The organism is Streptococcus sp. STR1/CE/0325, assembly GCF_055386095.1.
Genome location: NZ_AP045018.1, coordinates 1,358,039 through 1,375,307 on the forward strand (window position 1 = coordinate 1,358,039; position 17,269 = coordinate 1,375,307).

The window sequence follows — 17,269 nt, forward strand, 5'->3', positions numbered from 1 at the left end:
TTTTTACGCCATGCGTCTTACTTGTCCGATAAAAAAGCCGTCTGTCTGATACTGTTCAGGAGTAATGACCAAACACCCATCTTTCACAATATCTTCCCGTTCATGTGTCAAGGGAACCTGCTCAAAGTTTGGATGCTGCGCCAAAAATTTCTGCAAGACAGCTTGATTTTCTTCTTCAAAAATGGTACAGGTACTATATGTTATTATACCACCTTTTTTAAGGGTTTGACAAACACTATCTAAGATTTTTAGCTGAATTTCCTGTAAATCTGACAAATCTGTTTCTTTTTTCTTGTATTTGAGATCAGGCTTACGCCGCAACAGCCCAAATCCAGAGCAAGGCGCATCCACTAAAATCTTATCAAAGGTATCCGCAGCAAAATGCTCATGAACCAAGCTAGCATCCATCTTTTTAGTCGTAATCCTATCTGCGACATGCAGGCGCTTGGCGTTTTCTTCGACCAAGGCTAACTTGTGATCATAAAGGTCCAGCGCAGTGACATGCCCTGTCGTCAAATACTGAGCCAGATGCGTTGTCTTACCTCCTGGTGCGCTACAAGCATCGAGAATTTCCTCATCTCCTTTTATCTCAAGGGTGGGTGCCACCAGCTGGCTGGACTCGTCTTGGATGGTGATGGCGCCTCTTTCAAAAGCGGTCGTACCTGCAAAGTGACCAGCTTCCTTGACTAGACCAACAGGAGAAAGCAAAGACGGCTTTGCCCCAAACTCCTGTGACAAAGTTTCTAAATCTTGAGGATTACTAACACGAACGCTAGCCTTATTACGACTCAATAAACTGTCAAATAAGCGCAGTGCCCTTTCTTCACCAAATTGAGCAATCAGTTTTCTCACCAACCATACAGGAAGAGCATACTGGACAGAATAGCGCTTGTTTTTACGTTTGATGGTGGATACATCCGGTAAAGGTTCATCCACCAAGCGTCTCAAGACCGCATTGACCAGACCAGAATAGCGCTTGTTGCCCTCACGCGCCTTTGCCAAGTCCACTGCCTCATAGATGACCGCATGAGGGGGGAGCTTATCTAGATAAAGCAGCTGATAAGCACTCATCAAGAGCAAGGGATAAACCCAAGCCTCCAGCTGATCACGGTCTTCAATATAGTGAGATAAGTACCATTCTAGCGTTAATTTTCGCGCTATAGTCCCATAGACAATCTCGGTCACCAAGGCCTTGTCCTTTTGCTTTAGTCTTGCCTTGTTCAAGGTCTGATTTAAAAGGATATTGCTATAAGCATCCTCTTCTAGAACAGCCTCTAAAACCGATAAGGCACAGGCTCTAGCGCTTGTTTTCTGAACCAAATTGATCTCCAATCTCCAAGTCTCTTCCTAAACCATTTAAAAAGTCTGCAATCATCATGGCAGGCTTACCAAAAGGCTGAACCTTTATCAAAGAAACCGCTCTTTCTCCAGCTGCGATGATTAACGTTTTCTTGGTTTTTTCAAGGATAGTTCCAGGCTGACCTTGAGCGTCCACCACCTTGGCTTCTTGAATCTTAAACCGTTTGCCATCTAGGAGGGTATGGGCCACTGGCCATGGGTACATGCCCCTGATTTGATTGACAATCTCACGCGCCGAACGAGTCCAGTCAATGCTTTCTTGCTCGGGTGTAATATTGGGGGCAAAGCTCACCAAACGCTCATCCTGCTTTTCTGGGATGATGTCTCCACTCAGATAAGCTGGCAGGGTATCTAGCAGAAGATCGCGCCCTAGAAGGGCTAGATTTTCAAAGAGGGTACCGACATTGTCCGTCTCAAGGATCGGCAGGCTCTTTTTAGCCACCATATCGCCTGCATCCATCTGCTTGACCATCTCCATGATGGTCACTCCAGCTTCTTCGTCCCCATTGATCAAAGCATAGTGAATCGGTGCTCCTCCACGGTATTTGGGAAGGAGCGAGGCGTGCACATTGATAGCAAAAGACACACTGTTCAAGAGTTTTTCAGGTAAAAACTGCCCAAAAGCAGCCGTCACAATCCCGTCTGCCCCAAGACGCATCAAGTCATCGAGTTCTTGACTACCCGATAATTTTTCTGGTTGATAAAGGGGTAAATCGTGTGCCAAGGCCACTTCTTTAACCGGAGTGGGGGTCAAGATTTTTTTACGCCCCACCAAGCGATCGGGCTGAGTCACGACCGCTATAATGTCATACTGACCACTTTCTAGTAGCCCGTTTAAGACCGTTGCTGAAAAAGCTGGTGTTCCCATAAAGATTAATTTTGTCATTGCTTTCCTCATTTCAGTGTTTATTGCGTTTTCTCAAGCTCTCCCTCGCACTTGGTATGCGCTTAATTAAGCCAAGGGTGTAAAAGAATCCGACACTGCCCGTCAAGGCCCAGAGATACCACTCTCCGTGGTGGAAAAAGGTAAGGAAACTAAAAACTTCCTTGCTGATTTCCTTGCCTATTTCCGAAAAAACCTCTTTTTTCTCCCAATGATGGCCAAACAAGAGGGGCAACAAAAGCCCAATCACAAGGCTCACGCCCCAGCCAAGCAGAAAGGAAGGGCCTTTTCTCACCTTGACAATCGGACGCTGGTAGGCATCTAGCTGACCCGTTTCTTGATAGGTCATATCCTTTAGCTGGTAGCGAGAAATCCCCCATGCCAAGAGGAAAATGCCTCCACTAACCAAGAGGTCATAGGCCGTCCAGCTCATGCTTAGGCAAAAGAGAATGAGGGCATAAACTGGTAAAATCACCTGTTCAAAACGACCGATTTCTTCATAGGAAAGCGCCTTTCGTCCAATTTTCCACAGACCTAAAAGCAGTAAGAGCAGTCCCATCTCGCTTTCTTTTCCTTTCAGACAAGAATTATTATATCATTTTACCATATTTTCCCAAAAATCGCATCCTTTACATCAGTTGCTGTGGCTCGTAGTCAATCACCACTCGCATAGCACGGTTCTCCGCCTCTTGGGTCAAATCCAAGACCGCATTTAAGGTCGCCTCCAAATGCTCCTCAAAACGGTACTTGATGATAATTTGATAATGATAAAGATTGTGAGTTCTAGCAATCGGCTTTGGAATCGGTCCTAAAAAGCGTGCTTGCTCACTCAAGCCCTCTTTTAACAGCCCTAAGAGCTGATAAGAAAAAGCAATCGCCTTTTCCTCATCCGAATGAGAAACCGTCAAACTCACCGTGTAATAATAAGGCGGATAAGCCAACTGACGACGCAGTCCCATCTCATAGGCATAAAAGCCCTCATAGTCTTGCTCTTTGGCAAAAGCAATGGCATAGTTTTTGGGGTTGTAGGTCTGAATGATGACCTCCCCTGCTTTTTCAGCCCGACCAGCCCTGCCGGCGACTTGGGTCAAGAGTTGGAAGGTCCGCTCAGCCGAGCGAAAATCAGGTAGATTCAACGCCGTATCGGCATTTAAGACCCCAACCAGCGTCACATTGGGAAAATCCAAGCCCTTGGCAATCATCTGGGTGCCCAGCAAAATATCCGCCTCACCTCGACCAAAGGTAGCTAGCATATCGGCATGCGCCCCTTTTTTCTTAGTGGTATCGACATCCATCCGTAAAATCCTAGCTTCTGGAAAGAGCTGCTCTAGCTCTTCTTGCGCCTTTTGCGTCCCTGTTCCATAGTAGCGAATCTGTCTGCTTTGACAGTTCGGACAACTTCTTGGAATACCTTTTTGAAAACCACAATAGTGGCAGACCATCTGATGCTTGTCCATGTGAAGCGTTAGGGAAATATCACAGTTGGGACAGTTATCCACATAGCCACAGTCCCTACACATCATAAAGCTAGAGTACCCTCGCTTATTGAGGAGAAGCACCGACTGCTCTCCCTTTTCCAAACGGTCTTTGATCTTGTCCACCAGCACTGGGGTAAAATTATTGGTCTCTTGTTTTCCCAGATAGTCCTTAAAATCCACCACCTCAACCTTGGGAACACGCGCCATTGGATTGGCCCTTTGGGTGAGCTGGAGAAAATCATAGACCCCTTTGGTCGCTCTCGCCCTGCTTTCAATACTAGGTGTCGCTGACCCTAAGACAAGGGCAGCTTGATGGTACTTCGCTCTTAAAATCGCCACATCTCTGGCGTGATACCTAGGCGCATTTTCCTGCTTATAGCTGGCTTCATGCTCTTCATCAATGATGATGACACCGATATTGTCCAAAGGAGCAAAAATCGCAGATCTCGCTCCCACCACTACTCTGGCTTCTTGATTTTTAATCTTGCGCCATTCATCAAACTTCTCACCGTCAGACAAGCCAGAGTGCATGATGGCCACTTGCTCCCCAAAGCGGGAAATAAACCGCTTGGTCATCTGAGGGGTTAGGGCAATTTCAGGCACCAGAACAATGGCATTTTTCCCTTGATGCAAGACCCGCTCAATCGCTTGCAGATAGACTTCGGTTTTACCACTGCCTGTAATCCCCTCAAGCAGGATGGAACGACCATCTTTTTGTCCGACCGCCTCTAAAATGGTCGTAACTGCTTGGCTTTGTTCAGCGTTCAACGTCAACGAAGCACTCTTTTCCACTTGGTCAAAATAAAATTGACTGCGCTGAACCTCTCTTTCCTCCACGACAATCGCCCCTTGTTGGATAAAGTAAGCCACCTGATCTCTAGAAAAATCTTGATAAAGATCGCTCAAACGTCCCTTTTCAGGTCCAGAAAGCAAAAGCTCTTTTAAGGCCTGACGCTTTTTAGCCCGTGCTCCCACCTCCAACTGCTCTAGCTCAGGACGACTGACCACAAACCACTTTTCTGTTTTGATTTGTTGCTTGTCCTTGGCAAGATAGGTCTGTTTGATTTTTCCAGATTTGAGATAAGAGGCGAGTTCCAATCGCTCTTCTTGAGTGAGTTCTGATACCAAGCGACTTTGCTTATCCCCAAACCAACGCTCTTTTTCTGCTTGAGATAACCCCTCTCCTTTTTCCAACAAGCGATCATAGTGCGAATTTAACAGACTGGGCAGCATAGCCTTTAAAATCGAAATCTTGTAGGAAAACACCTTGTGGCGCATCTCATCAGCTAGCCAAAGCTGCTCTTTGGTAAGGACTGGCTCTAAGTCTAGTAACTCGACAATCGCCTTGTTCTCTTGTTTTGGCTCTTCTTTTCTCACACCAAGAACGATCCCTTGCAAGAGACGATTGCTCTTTCCAAAAGGAACATGCACCCGACTGCCAATCTTTAGGCTGTCTCTCATCTCCTCTGGCACGTGATAAGAATAGGGTTGATCCGTCTGCATGGTCGGCAAATCGACAATCACATCCGCAAACATGGCAGCTCCTTTCTAGTAAAACAGGAAAAAATCTAAGATGATTCACCTTAGATTTTTTCTCCTTCTTCCTCTTTTTCTTTAGCGATTTGCTCTTTAATACGTTTTTCTTCTTCTTCCTTAGCGCGTTTTTCCGCTTCTTTTCTCGCACGGACTTGCTCACGCTTGCCTTCTGGATCAGGATGGATGGTGACCATACCTGCTTCAATCTCTTCTAGAGCTTGAAGGGTATGCTTCACAGATTTAAAATCCTTGGTTGGTTCAGCACCACTTGCCAATTCGTGGGCACGCTTGGCTTGAAGGGTGACTAGGGAATATTTGGATGGAACCTTGTCAAGCAAGGTATCAATAGACGGTTTTAACATCATAAGCGTTCATCTCTTTTCTACAAGTTTACTGGTCAGTTTCTTTAATCATCTGGTCATAGCGGCCAATCACCCGCTCCACACGGAAGTGCTCGGTCTCGATAATACGTTTCACCCGCTCGGCTGCTAGGGGCACTTGATCGTTGACCACTGCATAGTCATACTCACGCATGAGAGCAATCTCTTCTTTAGCCTTTTCAATGCGCTTTGCAATGACTTCACGACTATCTGTTCCACGACCAATCAAGCGTTCCTGCAATTCCTCCAAATCTGGCGGTGTTAAAAAGATAAAAACGCCATCAGGGACTTTCTTTTTCACTTGAAGCGCTCCTTGCACTTCAATCTCAAGAAAAACATCGATTCCCTTGTCCAGTGTTTCATTGACATAAGCCAAAGGAGTGCCATAGTAATTACCGACATACTCAGCATACTCTAGCATCTCACCACGACGGATCAAATCTTCAAATTCTTCCTTGGTTCTAAAGAAATAATCTTTCCCTTCGACCTCTCCCTCACGCTTAGGGCGGGTGGTCATGGATACCGAATACTCAAATTTATGGTCAGGCGTTGAAAAAATTGCCTCTCTCACCGTCCCTTTTCCGACACCAGACGGCCCTGAAAAGACAATTAAAAGCCCACGTTCAGACATGTCATACTCCTCGAATTTTATTAGTACTAGTTTACCAAAAAGTCACGATTTTTTCAAGAGAACTTGGAGATTTCTTGAGGACAAAAAAGAGAACAGCTTCCCTTTCACCCTCATGCAATAGTAAAAAAACCAACGAAAAACAAATCACCTCACAAGCGCCCAAACACGCCATTATTGACTTTTTTTAAAAATAACGGTAAAATGGATATAGAAAAAAGGGCAGTTGCGCCAACAACTCCCCTTTGTAGAACCGTTTAAGACGGTGGCTCGTTTTTAGTTAGAAAATAACCGTTAACTGACCAAAGCTAGACGGTTATTTTTTTGTCGTTTTTACGAGTTCAAGTATCAACATCACTAGAGCGATAACAAAGTTACCGGCTGCAAGCATGAGTGTCAATACTTCAAACGTTGACAAAAGCTGCTCCTCCTTTCTGTCAGATTTTGATGATTCGCCCATAGGCATCACCGTCCTTTCAGAAATGAGAGCCACCGTCTTGACTTTTCTACGTTATCTATTATACCATATTTGACTTTTGGGGAAAATAGCGGTAAAATGGAATATATAAAAAGGAGTTGGTCGGCAAACCAACTCCTTGTAGAACCGTTTAAGACGGTAGCTCATTTATTAGTTATAAAGACAACCGTAAACTCGCCAAAGTTATCGACGGTTGTTTTTGTTTTCCATATAGCTGACTAGAGAAATGACTGTTGTGATAATTGATACAATCAAACTACCAAAAGCAATCATCAAGCCTAGCGCTTCTGCTACACTCAACAAGCTACTCCTTTCTTTTGGATTTTTCCACCTATTTCCATAGGCATCACCACCCTTTCAGAAATGAGAGCCACCGTCTTAACTTTTCTACGTTATCTATTATACCACAAAAAATCTCCTTGACATTAATCAAGGAGATCTTTTGTTATCCTTATGGGCGTAGAGGTTGGTTCATTTTTGCTTGAAAATCTTGCATGGTCACATAAGCAACTGCCCGAGTATTGTTATGAGGAAGATTTGAAAAGTCTTGAATGGTCGCATCTGAATCAATATCTAGTTCAAACCAAGTATAGTCTTTGTCATTTTCTTTTTGGTACAACTCACCTTCCCACTGAGATGGCACGGTGTAATCACTATTTTGTGGTTCTCTGTTTGAGAATTTATCAAAATCATTTACCCTAGCCACAAAACCTTTTTTCATGTCTTTCTCCATGAAAATAGCGTAATCTATCTTCTTAGCAACAGAACTGCTAACCGTTAGGAGCACTTTTCCTACTTCTTTGCCTTGTTTATCCTTTTTTGGATGAGATTTTGCATGATAGTAGTGCGCTTCCATAATGCCTTTTGGTGAAATTTTTTCGCCATTTTGCATCTCTCTATCGGTTAATTTGAAAAACAATATCTCGTTCATCCCCCTACCCTCTCTTTCTTCTGCTGTTGTGTCCGACTAGTCCTAGGGTGAAAAAGCCTAGGAGGGTGAGTGCTAGGGAGTTTTGGCTGCCTGTTTGGGGTAAGCTGCGTTCGCTACGTTTGGCGTAGCTTTGGGTTGGTGTGCTTGAGGCTGGTTTGCCTTGGGTTTGGCTCATGCTTTGTGGTTTAGGGGCTTTTGGTGTGAGGACTCCGTCCACATCCTTGATTGCGACGAGTTGTCCTTTGCTATTTCGCACCTCTTCAACACATCCGCCTTTGGCTTCAATGTCCTTCTTGGCATCAGAGAGCGCCTTATCCTTAACCTGCGCATCGTACTCAGCCTTGAGGCTAGCGTAGTCAGCGCTAGCCTTGCTAGATACCCCTCTAAGGGTTTCTAAGGTAGCGAGTTCGTCAGACAGACAGTTACGCAAGGTTTCTAACTGAGCTTTACCATCAGCCATAGCTTGGCGAAGTTTAGGTACCTCAGCCTCCTTAGTACGGTAGAGGTCAAGCAAGCGTCCATAAGCCGCCTGAGACGTTCCTACCAAGTCCGCATCAGAAGTGGCTTGGTTAGTCGCTTCCGCTACCGCCTTTTTAGCCACGGACAAGGCTCTAGTACCTTCAAGGCTTCCTCGTCCTTAGCGAGCTTATCTTGAGCCACAGAGAGGGCTTGACGAGCTTGTGCTAGCGCCTGCGTTTGGTTAGCTTGAGCTTGACGAGCCGCCTCTAGGTTAGCTTGAGCAAGTTTCAAGTCACGTTGGTTATCGGCTAGAGATTGACTAGCACGGTCCAAAGCCTGTTGCAAGGCAACAAGGTCAACCGTACCAGACTGAACATCAGACAAGTGTTGTTGAGCGACGTGAAGCGCTTGGCGAGCTTCGGTATAGGCATTATCTTTAGCGTCCTTGTTAGCTTGAGCCGTAGAGAGGGCTTCGACCGCCGCATCATACCCCGCTTGGGCTTGTTTAACCGCCTCAGCGTCAACCACCGTCTTCGTTACCTGCTTAGTCACTTCCTTAGACCCAGCATTGGTAGTGGTGCGGACTTCGTAAGGGTTGGAGTAAGGAGTACCCCCAGATTTTACGAGGAACATGTCAAACACTTTAGGGTCTTCACCGTGGGGAGCTAACTCAGCTGTTGGAGTTAGAGCAAATTCAGTTACCCCACTATCCTTCAAACCAAGCACAGACAAGGTACGTTGGAAATCCTCAGTAGTTGTCCCATACAAAGCATCTACGACTGCACGGTAAACTTGAGAGAACAACTGACCCTTAGTCAATTTATACCTTGCATCAAAAGCTAAGTAATTATCTAAGTCTGTATATTCACCCCCAGTATGAGCAACATAAACTTTTTCTGAGATTTTTGGAGAAAGTTGTTGCAAGGTATCTGGTAGTGTGTTGTAATAAGTGTAAATCAAAGGAGGCTTAATAGAATTAATATCTACATTATACAGTTTATACTCATGACTACCATCAGGACTAAAAGAACTATACCAACGTTGAGCGTTAGAGATAAAATCTACAGATTCAGGAGTGACTTCCAATAAAGGAGTACCCAACTGGCTACGGATAGAGTTAATCAAAGCTGCTCCATAGAGAGAGTTCCTTGAGGACATCCTTAGGCAAGCCTTTGCTGAGGTCGTACTCTTCTGTCATACCCTTCCACTCGTTGCTAAGTTTAGCATAACGCTTGTCCAAACCTTTATTATTAGGGTCAGCAAGGAAGTGCGTAGGGTCAAAGTGACTTTCATCAGAACCCTTAACAATCGCATCACGAACCGCTTCAACCGTACCCGTACCGTTAGCCAAAGCCTTAACCGCGTCTAAGTACTCTTTTGTCGTAACGATATGCGCTTGGTAAGGGTCAATTTGGTTATGATACTTTTTCGGACGACTAGGGTCTTTCAAAGCAATATTGAGCTTAGAAGTCTGACTACCCCCAACAGGAACCGTCTCGGTTACAGTCTCTGTAACCTGTTTACCAGCCTTAGCCGTGGCAAGGGCGGTTTGTGCCATATCCTTAGCCGTCTGCGCCGCAGATACCCCGTCCGTGGCAGATTTCGCTGCAGCAGCCGCCGTATCTACCGCAGTTTGGGCAGAAGCAACACCCTGACGAGCCGTTTCAACAGCCTGACCCTTATTGGTTTGGGCTGTTTTTGCAGAGTCCAGAGCAGTTTGAGCCGCTTCCTTAGCTTGGCTAGATTGAGCTACCTTGTCTTGAAGGTCAGATACCTTAGCCTCAAGATGAGATACCCCATCGCTAGTAGCGAGAGAATCCACCAAGTTTTGAGCCGCTTCTTTGGCTTGGCGGTCATCATTGACTTCCTTAGCCTTAGCATCAAGGGAAGTTTGTGCAGAGGTTTCTACCCCACGCGCCGCATCGACACGTTGTGCAGACGCTTCAGCCGCAGCCTTAGCCGTATCCGCCGCAGATTTCGCCGCATCTACATCCGCCTCAGAAATCGTATCATAAGCAACGAGTTTCGCCGCCGCATCAGATACCCCTTTCTCGGTAGAGGCAATCTCAGAACGAGTACCCTCTACCTTGGACTCTTGAGCCGTCACATCAGCAGAAGCCTTGTCCGCAGAAGCCTTAGCACCACTAACCTCAGATTCACTGATAGCCTTAACGTCACCAGTTTCAGTGTTTGCAACGGCACCATCCCCAGCCATCACCGCTGGAGCCACATCATCAGCATGCCCGACAACAGGCACGCCCATCATAGTAAGAGCAAGTACCCCGACCGCTCCGAAGGCTTTAGACTTTTTGATGGTACCAGAGCCTTTTCGCTTTTCTTTTTTCATAAAGATTTCCTTTCTAGTTGATTAGTTCAATTATACTCTCTCTCTCTACATTTTTGTCAATGTTTTGTCAAGTTTTTTTGTAAAAAAAGTAAAAAAGAGTTAGAACAGCTGTTCCAACTCTTGTGGTTTATTTGGCGTACTCGACGGCACGTAGTTCACGAATGACGGTGACCTTGATATTGCCGGGGTAGTTGAGTTCGTTTTCGATTTTTTGGCGCACCTGATGGGCGAGGATGGTCATCTCATCATCAGAGACCTCTTCTGGCTCGACCATGATGCGAATCTCACGACCGGCTTGAAGGGCGTAGCTCGATTTGACCCCATCAAAGCTGGTGGCAATGTCTTCAAGATCGCGCAAGCGCTTGATATAGTTTTCAATCGACTCATTTCGAGCTCCTGGGCGTGCAGAGCTAAGGGCATCGGCTGCAGCGACAATCACAGCAATGACACTCTCAGGCTCGACATCACCGTGGTGACTGGCAATGGTATTGATGACCACAGGGTGCTCCTTATACTTGCGGGCAAACTCGGTCCCAATCTCCACATGGCTGCCCTCAACCTCACGGTCAATGGCTTTTCCCATATCATGGAGGAAACCAGCCCGTCTGGCAAGAGCGACGTTTTCCCCCAGCTCACCAGCTAGGATGCCAGAGAGCTTTGCCACCTCGATAGAGTGCCTAAGGACATTTTGCCCATAGCTGGTCCTAAAATGCAAACGTCCCATGATCTTAATCAAATCAGGATGAAGGTTAGGCGCTCCAATCTCATAGGCAGCGGCTTCCCCGTATTCTCTAATCCGATGGTCAATCTCAAGACGGTTTTTCTCCACCAACTCCTCAATCCTAGCTGGATGGATGCGTCCGTCCTTGATCAAGGCCTCCAAGGTCAAGCGGGCAATCTCTCGGCGAATCGGGTCAAAACCAGACAGCATGACCGTCTCTGGGGTATCGTCAATGATCACATCAATCCCTGTCAAACTCTCAAGGGCTCTGATATTGCGCCCTTCTCGTCCAATAATCCGCCCTTTCATATTGTCATCTGGCAGATGCACCGTTGTGATGGTCTGCTCTGCGACATAATCCCCAGCCAAGCGCTGCATGGCTTGCGCCATCAGCTCCTTCGCCGCCTTATCTGCACGGTCTTTCACCTCTTCATCTGCTGCTTTGATCCGTGTGGCGATATCATGCGTCAAGTTGTTTTGCGTCTCGGTCAAGATGATTTCCCTTGCTTCTGCAATGGTCATCTTGCCCACTCGTTCTAACTCTGCCGTTTTTTCGGCTTCTAGTTTACCAACTGCTTCTTCACGCTCATCAATATGTCTAGATTTATCAAAAAGACTTTGTTCTTTTTGATCAAGTAGGCGTTCCTTACTTGTCAAATTTTCATCTTTACGATCAAGAGAGTTGGCGCGCTCAGTCAAACGGCTATCCATTTGCTTGAGCTCTTGGCGCTCTTGTTTAAACTCTCTTTCGACTTCTTCACGATATTTTCTAGCCTCTTCTTTTGCTTCAAGGAGCAGCTCTTTTTTATAAGCTGTTCCTTCACGCTCTGCACGCTCTCTAATCTGGCTTGCATCATACTCTGCTTGCCCTCTTAGATTGACGGCTTCTTGCTCCGCATTTAAAAGAGTGAGTTCTGCTGCTTCTTGGGATGATTTCATCCCTGTCTTAATGGCAACATAACCCATGACCAAACCAATGAGGGAAGATCCAATGGCAATCACTACTGCTAACATCAGTCTGCCTCCATTTTTACATTTATGGTTTTGAAAACCACTTTTCATTTTACCATAAAATTGGCATTTGGACAATTTAAAATAGTAACTCCTCCTCGAATTTATGGTATGATAAAAGAAAGACTATTATTTTGGAGGAATCTCATGAAAAAAGACGTTGTTGTGGAAAGTTTTGAGTTGGATCACACCGCCGTTAAAGCCCCTTATGTCCGCCTCATCGCAGAAGAAAAAGGCCCTGTTGGGGATGTCATTACCAACTTTGACATCCGTTTGGTGCAACCAAACGAAGATGCCATCCCAACCAGCGGATTGCACACGATTGAGCATCTCCTTGCCAAGCTCATCCGTGAGCGCATGGATGGCATGATTGACTGCTCACCCTTTGGTTGCAGGACTGGTTTTCACATGATTGTTTGGGGCAGACCTAGCGCCACAGACATCGCCAAGGTCATCAAATCATCACTCGAAGAAATCGCCCAAAGCACCACTTGGGAAGAGGTGCCAGGCACCACTATTGAGTCCTGCGGAAACTACAAGGACCATAGCCTTTTTTCTGCCAAGGAATGGGCAAAACTCATCCTTGAAAAAGGCATCTCAGACGATCCTTACCAGCGCTACTTGGTCTAAAATGACAAAGTAAAAAAAAGATTTCGTTGCCAAAGCAAACGAAATCTTTTTTAATAATCCAAAGCATCCGCATAGCCCGGAGCATTACCAACAAAGTAGCCGGTCTTACAGTTGATGGAGAAGAGATAAGTCCCATCTGACTTGAACATGTTGTAATAACCGTTGCCATTGATGATATTGACAGGTTCAATGTAGTAGTTGTTTCCTGTAAAGTAGCCTCTAGCTTGAGATACGCTAACAATCTTTTCGAGCACGCCTGGTGTAAAGACCCAAGCAGGATTGCTGGTGTCTTGGATGAGCGCTTGATTGTAAGGCACACGACTGAGGTTGCGTTGCAGTTTAGAAATATCAACAGCCAAATAACCTTGTGAGAGTGGCAACATGGTAGAAGAACTTGGCGCACCTACGCCAACACTTGGTCCCGCAGCTGGTGCTGATGTTGCGCTTTCTTGACTTGGGACAACTGGCGCTGTGGCTTCTGATTGGGCGGGTACTGCTGGAGCTGGGCTAGGGTTTTCAGCCACACTCGCTCTAGCGCCGGCTTCCCTAGACGTGCCACCATTGTTTTTCCCTTCTGATACCACGGCTTGAATCAAGGTATCAAGGCTGGCGTTTCCTGTGTTTAGCGTTTCGCTGGATAAACTTTCAAAATTGGCATCTGCTTTTGCTGAAACGCTTTGTTTTTCCCCATCAACAATAGCATCCCCTTGAAACTGACCATTGACTGCCTTGATGGCCTCAATCGCCCGCTTGAGTTTGTCAAAGTTACTCTTTGCCTTATCGTAGTAAGACGTGCCCTTTAGTTTATTTAAGGCACTCTCCAAATCCGCTAATTTATCAAACTGGCTGTTTTTGAGCTTGGTTTTGCTACTATCTGTAAAGAAATCAGCGTAAAATTTATCAAAGGCTTCCGAATTGACCTTGGCTGTATCACTTTTTTGGCTGGAACTGCTTGAGGTCGAAGAAGAACTCGTTTGAGTGGTTTTGGCGGATTGAGAGCCTTGATTAAGGGCATAGTAACCCGCGCCTGCAAGCACCACCGCAGCGATGGTCAGCGTGCCGATGATCCAAGCCCGCTTATGGGATTTTGTTTCTTTTCCTAGGACAAAATCATCTTGACGAGAGCGAGATAAGGGGTGAATTGGCTGTGTTTTTTCTGCCTTTTCTTCAGGTTCTGGGCTGTCTGATACTGAGTTTGTTTCTTCCTCAGCAAGAGGCTCTGGCGCTAGAGCGACTCCCTCAACAACTTGAGATACTTCTTCTAGGGAAATCGGCAGAGGATCTGCAACCTTGGTTTCTTCTAGGTTTTCTCTTTCACTGCGCTCAAAGACAGGTTTAACAGCTGGTTCACTTACTGGTAGGGCTTGCCTTTGATTTCCCCCGTCCTCTTCTAGCTCAGGCTCTTCTTTTTTGGCGCTATCATTCCCTAAAAGATCGGCCTTTGCCAATTCTTCACGCTGCTGCTGGATAAAGTCATCGAGAACTTTGGTGTCTAGCTGTTTAGCATCGATATAGTCAAATTTCTTGGCATTGACCTTGTCACGATTTTGCTTGATATAGCGGTCTAGGATATTATCTTCTGCTGTGATGCCTGCTTTTTTATCAGCTTCTTTTTGGAGAATCGCTTCTACGGTCTCTCCCTTGACTTCTTCTAGTTTAAGCCCATCGTCAGCCGGTTTTAATCGCTTTTTCTTTGACTTTTTTTTCTTTGACATCCCCTTCTCCTTTCTTGGAAATAAGTGTTCAAATTGTGTGACGTCTAACACGCTCACCGAAGTACTGGTATAAGTCAACTTTTAAGGTCCCGTTATATAACTTTCTTTTTTTATCAGCCTTTGTTCCGTATTTGGCTTCAAAGCCTTCATCACTGGTCAAGATAAACTTACTCCAAGTGGTCAAGGGCGCAAAGGTCTGTCCCATTTCATTATATAGTATATCAATTGATTTGTCATCTAACAATCGCTCACCGTAAGGGGGATTTGAGACAATCACCCCATTTATCTTATCCGTTTTCAAATCTTGCAGACGCATCTGCTTAAAGGTAATGACATCAGCAACGCCTGCTACTGTTGCATTGCGCTTAGCAAGCTCTACCATCCGAGCATCAATATCGCTTCCTAAAATATCAAGGGGCAGATCTTTGATGGCTTTTCTAGCTTCATCTTTTAGCTGTTCAAACACCTGCTCATCCATCCAGTCCCAAGCCTCAAAGGCAAATGAACGAGATAGACCAGGCGCTATATTTTTAGCTATCATGGCAGCCTCAATGCAGAAGGTCCCAGAGCCACAAGTCGGGTCAATCAAAGGTTTATCTGGATACCAGTTAGACAGAAGCATGATGGCTGCTGCCATATTTTCCTTGATGGGCGCTAGCCCTTTTTCCTCACGATACCCACGCTTAAAAAGACTGCTACCAGTTGTATCGAGAAGAACGGTCACCTTGTCTTTTAAGAGGTGGACTTCAATCTTGTACTCGGCACCAATCTCTTGCAGTGGCACGCCTTCTGGGCGATGGTAGTGCGCTTGAAGTTTTTTGACCACCGCTTTTTTACTGATGGCTTGAATACTTGGTTCATTGTGGAGTTTGGACTTGACTGATTTTGCCTTAGCGATGGGAAACTTAGCGCCTAAAGGCAGGTAAGACGCCCAGTCTAGGGCAAAGACCCCTTGAAAGAGCTCTTCAAAAGTTTTGGCCTGAAACTCTCCTACAATGATTTTAATCCGGTCAGCCGAGCGCAGCCATAGATTAGTTGTCATGATGGTTTTGCTGTCGCCTTGAAAGAGGACTTTGCCGTTTTCCACCTGACAGTCAATGCCCAAGGCTCTGACTTCTTTTGCTGTCACTGCTTCTAGCCCTGCTGCAACAGTTGCAACCAAGTTCATCTGTTCTTTTGCTTTCATTTCTGTCTTGTACTTTCTCATTTCTTTTCGTCAAAACGGGGGCAGACCTTACAGCCTGCCCCCTACCTATATGCAATTTTCTATAAGCCATGTTTTGTTCAAGAGATAGCTAGGTCCCTATCTCCATCGATAATCATCTGTCTACTACGAATGTAGTCAAGGTAGTCCGTTCCCATTGATTTCCAGCTACCTCATGCCCCGACCAAAATTTGGGTTGCTAGCTTGAGGGGTTTACCGCGTTCCATTTTTCACGTTTCCATGAAAACTGCGTCACTGTGGCACTTTCAGGATGACTCTGGCCTATCAAAAGACTTAGCCATTTTATCCGCCGTAACGCCTAAAAAGACGTCCCTAGGCTTATGGATTCGCCTAGCACAAACACTACTGGCATCTCAGCCAGTGCTAGCATGGACTTTCCTCATGAATCTACGCTTGAAACTCATGCGATTATCCAAAAATTGCACGTTTTTAGCTCTATTCGGTAATCTGTTGCCCAAAAACAGCCTTTTCCAAACGACTAATGCGTTTTAAAATATCAAGGTTGGTCGCTGATTGCGGACGTGCACTGCTTTCTGCTTGAGAAGCTAGACTTGCTGTTGCTCCGCCACCATAAGCGGGTGCTTGAGGCGTTGCCACTTGCGAGTTAAAGCTAGGCGCAACAGGGGTTGGAGCAAACTCTAATTTCTCCTTTAGGCTTGCAATTTCTTTTTTCAAACTGTCAATCTGCGCAGCGTAAGTCTCATAATCTTTGATGACGTCATCTAAAAACTCATCCACTTCTTGCTTGTCATAACCGCGCATCACGGTCTTAAACTCTTGTTCGTAAATGTCTTTTGGACTTAAAATAATACTGGCCATTCTCTTCTCCCTCACCTATCAATCTTAAAAAAGAGGGGTATTTCCCACTCCTTATGTTTATCATACCGAAAAAGGAAAAAAAAGACAAGTATTTTACTTAACAATCTTTCTTTAGTTCTCTTCTTCCCATTCTTCGGCCAACTCATTTAAACGCTCAAACGTCAGCCATTTGATATTATAGTCGTCTAGATTTTTAATTTTTTGGACAAAATATGACAATTTAGTTTCGTTTTCGTCATCATAAAAGAGATAAGCCCCATCTGTGTGATCGATGAGAAATTGATTGTATTGTTGAAATTGACTCGGATGCTCATACTTGGGAAAACTGTATTTGACAAAATCCAAGGATTTAAAGCGCGCTAGAAGCGCTTGGTTGGCTTCGTTCCAATTTTGCCCGTGGGTTTCAAAGGGAAAAATTGTTCCTAGTTTCAAACCATACTCGTCCTTTAGCTCAAGCGCCACCTCCAAGACCCAGGCCTCAAAGCCCAAATTCCCTGTGAAAATCAGCCATTCTAGCCCTTCGTCGCAGAGGTCTTCCAAATCTTTTTTGATGGCTTTTTTGATGATGGCTAGTCTAGGATCCTTGGCACCAAAGATACCGAGGTCACTATTCTTATAGCCAGTTGTGAGAATAACGGTCATTTTTTGCTATCCTTTCTCAAAATATGG

18 protein-coding genes and 1 other RNA gene are annotated in these 17,269 nt (G+C 45.5%); 1 reads left to right on the forward strand and 18 read right to left on the reverse strand.

Annotated features, from left to right (window positions below; genetic code table 11):
- Nucleotides 1-3: 3 nt before the first annotated feature.
- From rsmB to ACZ49W_RS06675, 13 genes are all read right to left on the reverse strand, one after another.
- Nucleotides 4-1,320, reverse strand: coding sequence for a 16S rRNA (cytosine(967)-C(5))-methyltransferase RsmB (gene rsmB, locus ACZ49W_RS06615; protein WP_464814525.1), 1,317 nt, complete (start codon nt 1,318-1,320; stop codon nt 4-6).
- Nucleotides 1,298-2,245 carry a methionyl-tRNA formyltransferase gene (gene fmt, locus ACZ49W_RS06620; RefSeq protein WP_464814526.1) on the reverse strand — a complete coding sequence of 316 codons (948 nt, stop codon included), beginning with the start codon at nt 2,243-2,245 and terminating at the stop codon, nt 1,298-1,300. Before fmt ends, rsmB begins: the two co-directional genes overlap by 23 nt.
- Before the next feature lie 13 nt (nt 2,246-2,258).
- On the reverse strand, nt 2,259-2,801 hold the full coding sequence (locus tag ACZ49W_RS06625; RefSeq protein ID WP_464814527.1) for a hypothetical protein: 543 nt from the start codon (nt 2,799-2,801) through the stop codon (nt 2,259-2,261).
- A gap of 70 nt (nt 2,802-2,871) precedes the next feature.
- Complete coding sequence (locus ACZ49W_RS06630) at nt 2,872-5,256, reverse strand: primosomal protein N' (protein WP_464814528.1); 2,385 nt, start codon at nt 5,254-5,256, stop codon at nt 2,872-2,874.
- 47 nt (nt 5,257-5,303) lie between these two features.
- Nucleotides 5,304-5,621 (reverse strand): DNA-directed RNA polymerase subunit omega, encoded by a 318-nt coding sequence (gene rpoZ / locus ACZ49W_RS06635; protein WP_464814529.1) that lies wholly within the window; start codon nt 5,619-5,621, stop codon nt 5,304-5,306.
- Nucleotides 5,622-5,646: 25 nt separating this feature from the next.
- Nucleotides 5,647-6,267 (reverse strand): guanylate kinase, encoded by a 621-nt coding sequence (gene gmk, locus ACZ49W_RS06640; RefSeq protein ID WP_464814530.1) that lies wholly within the window; start codon nt 6,265-6,267, stop codon nt 5,647-5,649.
- Between the two features lie 313 nt (nt 6,268-6,580).
- Nucleotides 6,581-6,730 (reverse strand): putative holin-like toxin, encoded by a 150-nt coding sequence (locus ACZ49W_RS06645; protein WP_464814531.1) that lies wholly within the window; start codon nt 6,728-6,730, stop codon nt 6,581-6,583.
- Between the two features lie 195 nt (nt 6,731-6,925).
- Nucleotides 6,926-7,042, reverse strand: coding sequence for a putative holin-like toxin (locus tag ACZ49W_RS06650; RefSeq protein ID WP_464814532.1), 117 nt, complete (start codon nt 7,040-7,042; stop codon nt 6,926-6,928).
- Nucleotides 7,043-7,193: 151 nt separating this feature from the next.
- Nucleotides 7,194-7,673 carry a hypothetical protein gene (locus ACZ49W_RS06655; RefSeq protein WP_464814533.1) on the reverse strand — a complete coding sequence of 160 codons (480 nt, stop codon included), beginning with the start codon at nt 7,671-7,673 and terminating at the stop codon, nt 7,194-7,196.
- Nucleotides 7,674-7,677: 4 nt separating this feature from the next.
- Entirely contained in the window at nt 7,678-8,274 is a 597-nt protein-coding gene (locus ACZ49W_RS06660) for an LPXTG cell wall anchor domain-containing protein (protein WP_464814534.1), read from the reverse strand.
- A complete protein-coding gene (locus tag ACZ49W_RS06665) occupies nt 8,256-9,257 on the reverse strand; it encodes a hypothetical protein (RefSeq protein ID WP_464814535.1) in 1,002 nt (333 codons plus the stop codon). Before ACZ49W_RS06665 ends, ACZ49W_RS06660 begins: the two co-directional genes overlap by 19 nt.
- Complete coding sequence (locus ACZ49W_RS06670; protein ID WP_464814536.1) at nt 9,250-10,479, reverse strand: hypothetical protein; 1,230 nt, start codon at nt 10,477-10,479, stop codon at nt 9,250-9,252. The genes ACZ49W_RS06665 and ACZ49W_RS06670 overlap by 8 nt, the downstream gene beginning before the upstream one ends.
- A 127-nt stretch (nt 10,480-10,606) precedes the next feature.
- Complete coding sequence (locus ACZ49W_RS06675; RefSeq protein WP_464814537.1) at nt 10,607-12,214, reverse strand: ribonuclease Y; 1,608 nt, start codon at nt 12,212-12,214, stop codon at nt 10,607-10,609.
- A 144-nt stretch (nt 12,215-12,358) separates the two neighbouring features.
- On the opposite strand from ACZ49W_RS06675, the gene ACZ49W_RS06680 reads away from it, so the two are divergent.
- Complete coding sequence (locus tag ACZ49W_RS06680; RefSeq protein ID WP_464814538.1) at nt 12,359-12,841, forward strand: S-ribosylhomocysteine lyase; 483 nt, start codon at nt 12,359-12,361, stop codon at nt 12,839-12,841.
- Nucleotides 12,842-12,891: 50 nt separating this feature from the next.
- Here ACZ49W_RS06680 and ACZ49W_RS06685 read toward each other — a convergent pair whose 3' ends face one another.
- From ACZ49W_RS06685 to ACZ49W_RS06705, 5 genes are all read right to left on the reverse strand, one after another.
- Nucleotides 12,892-14,556 carry a cell division site-positioning protein MapZ family protein gene (locus ACZ49W_RS06685; RefSeq protein ID WP_464814539.1) on the reverse strand — a complete coding sequence of 555 codons (1,665 nt, stop codon included), beginning with the start codon at nt 14,554-14,556 and terminating at the stop codon, nt 12,892-12,894.
- Between the two features lie 28 nt (nt 14,557-14,584).
- Nucleotides 14,585-15,742, reverse strand: a complete 1,158-nt coding sequence (locus ACZ49W_RS06690; protein ID WP_464814540.1) for a THUMP domain-containing class I SAM-dependent RNA methyltransferase — start codon at nt 15,740-15,742, stop codon at nt 14,585-14,587.
- A gap of 78 nt (nt 15,743-15,820) precedes the next feature.
- Nucleotides 15,821-16,201: RNase P RNA component class B (rnpB, locus tag ACZ49W_RS06695), an RNA gene on the reverse strand.
- Between the two features lie 15 nt (nt 16,202-16,216).
- A complete protein-coding gene (gpsB, locus tag ACZ49W_RS06700) occupies nt 16,217-16,600 on the reverse strand; it encodes a cell division regulator GpsB (protein WP_464814541.1) in 384 nt (127 codons plus the stop codon).
- Nucleotides 16,601-16,711: 111 nt separating this feature from the next.
- A complete protein-coding gene (locus ACZ49W_RS06705) occupies nt 16,712-17,242 on the reverse strand; it encodes an SLOG family protein (protein WP_464814542.1) in 531 nt (176 codons plus the stop codon).
- Nucleotides 17,243-17,269: the final 27 nt, after the last annotated feature.

What these genes read in the sequence shown, in the direction of transcription:
- fmt (WP_464814526.1), bottom strand. Translation starts at nt 2,245, where the DNA reads ATGACAAAATTAATCTTTATGGGAACACCAGCTTTTTCAGCAACGGTC.
- ACZ49W_RS06625 (WP_464814527.1), bottom strand. Translation starts at nt 2,801, where the DNA reads ATGGGACTGCTCTTACTGCTTTTAGGTCTGTGGAAAATTGGACGAAAG.
- ACZ49W_RS06630 (WP_464814528.1), bottom strand. Translation starts at nt 5,256, where the DNA reads ATGTTTGCGGATGTGATTGTCGATTTGCCGACCATGCAGACGGATCAA.
- rpoZ (WP_464814529.1), bottom strand. Translation starts at nt 5,621, where the DNA reads ATGATGTTAAAACCGTCTATTGATACCTTGCTTGACAAGGTTCCATCC.
- gmk (WP_464814530.1), bottom strand. Translation starts at nt 6,267, where the DNA reads ATGTCTGAACGTGGGCTTTTAATTGTCTTTTCAGGGCCGTCTGGTGTC.
- ACZ49W_RS06645 (WP_464814531.1), bottom strand. Translation starts at nt 6,730, where the DNA reads ATGCCTATGGGCGAATCATCAAAATCTGACAGAAAGGAGGAGCAGCTT.
- ACZ49W_RS06655 (WP_464814533.1), bottom strand. Translation starts at nt 7,673, where the DNA reads ATGAACGAGATATTGTTTTTCAAATTAACCGATAGAGAGATGCAAAAT.
- ACZ49W_RS06670 (WP_464814536.1), bottom strand. Translation starts at nt 10,479, where the DNA reads ATGAAAAAAGAAAAGCGAAAAGGCTCTGGTACCATCAAAAAGTCTAAA.
- ACZ49W_RS06675 (WP_464814537.1), bottom strand. Translation starts at nt 12,214, where the DNA reads ATGTTAGCAGTAGTGATTGCCATTGGATCTTCCCTCATTGGTTTGGTC.
- ACZ49W_RS06680 (WP_464814538.1), top strand. Translation starts at nt 12,359, where the DNA reads ATGAAAAAAGACGTTGTTGTGGAAAGTTTTGAGTTGGATCACACCGCC.
- ACZ49W_RS06685 (WP_464814539.1), bottom strand. Translation starts at nt 14,556, where the DNA reads ATGTCAAAGAAAAAAAAGTCAAAGAAAAAGCGATTAAAACCGGCTGAC.
- ACZ49W_RS06690 (WP_464814540.1), bottom strand. Translation starts at nt 15,742, where the DNA reads ATGAAAGCAAAAGAACAGATGAACTTGGTTGCAACTGTTGCAGCAGGG.
- gpsB (WP_464814541.1), bottom strand. Translation starts at nt 16,600, where the DNA reads ATGGCCAGTATTATTTTAAGTCCAAAAGACATTTACGAACAAGAGTTT.
- ACZ49W_RS06705 (WP_464814542.1), bottom strand. Translation starts at nt 17,242, where the DNA reads ATGACCGTTATTCTCACAACTGGCTATAAGAATAGTGACCTCGGTATC.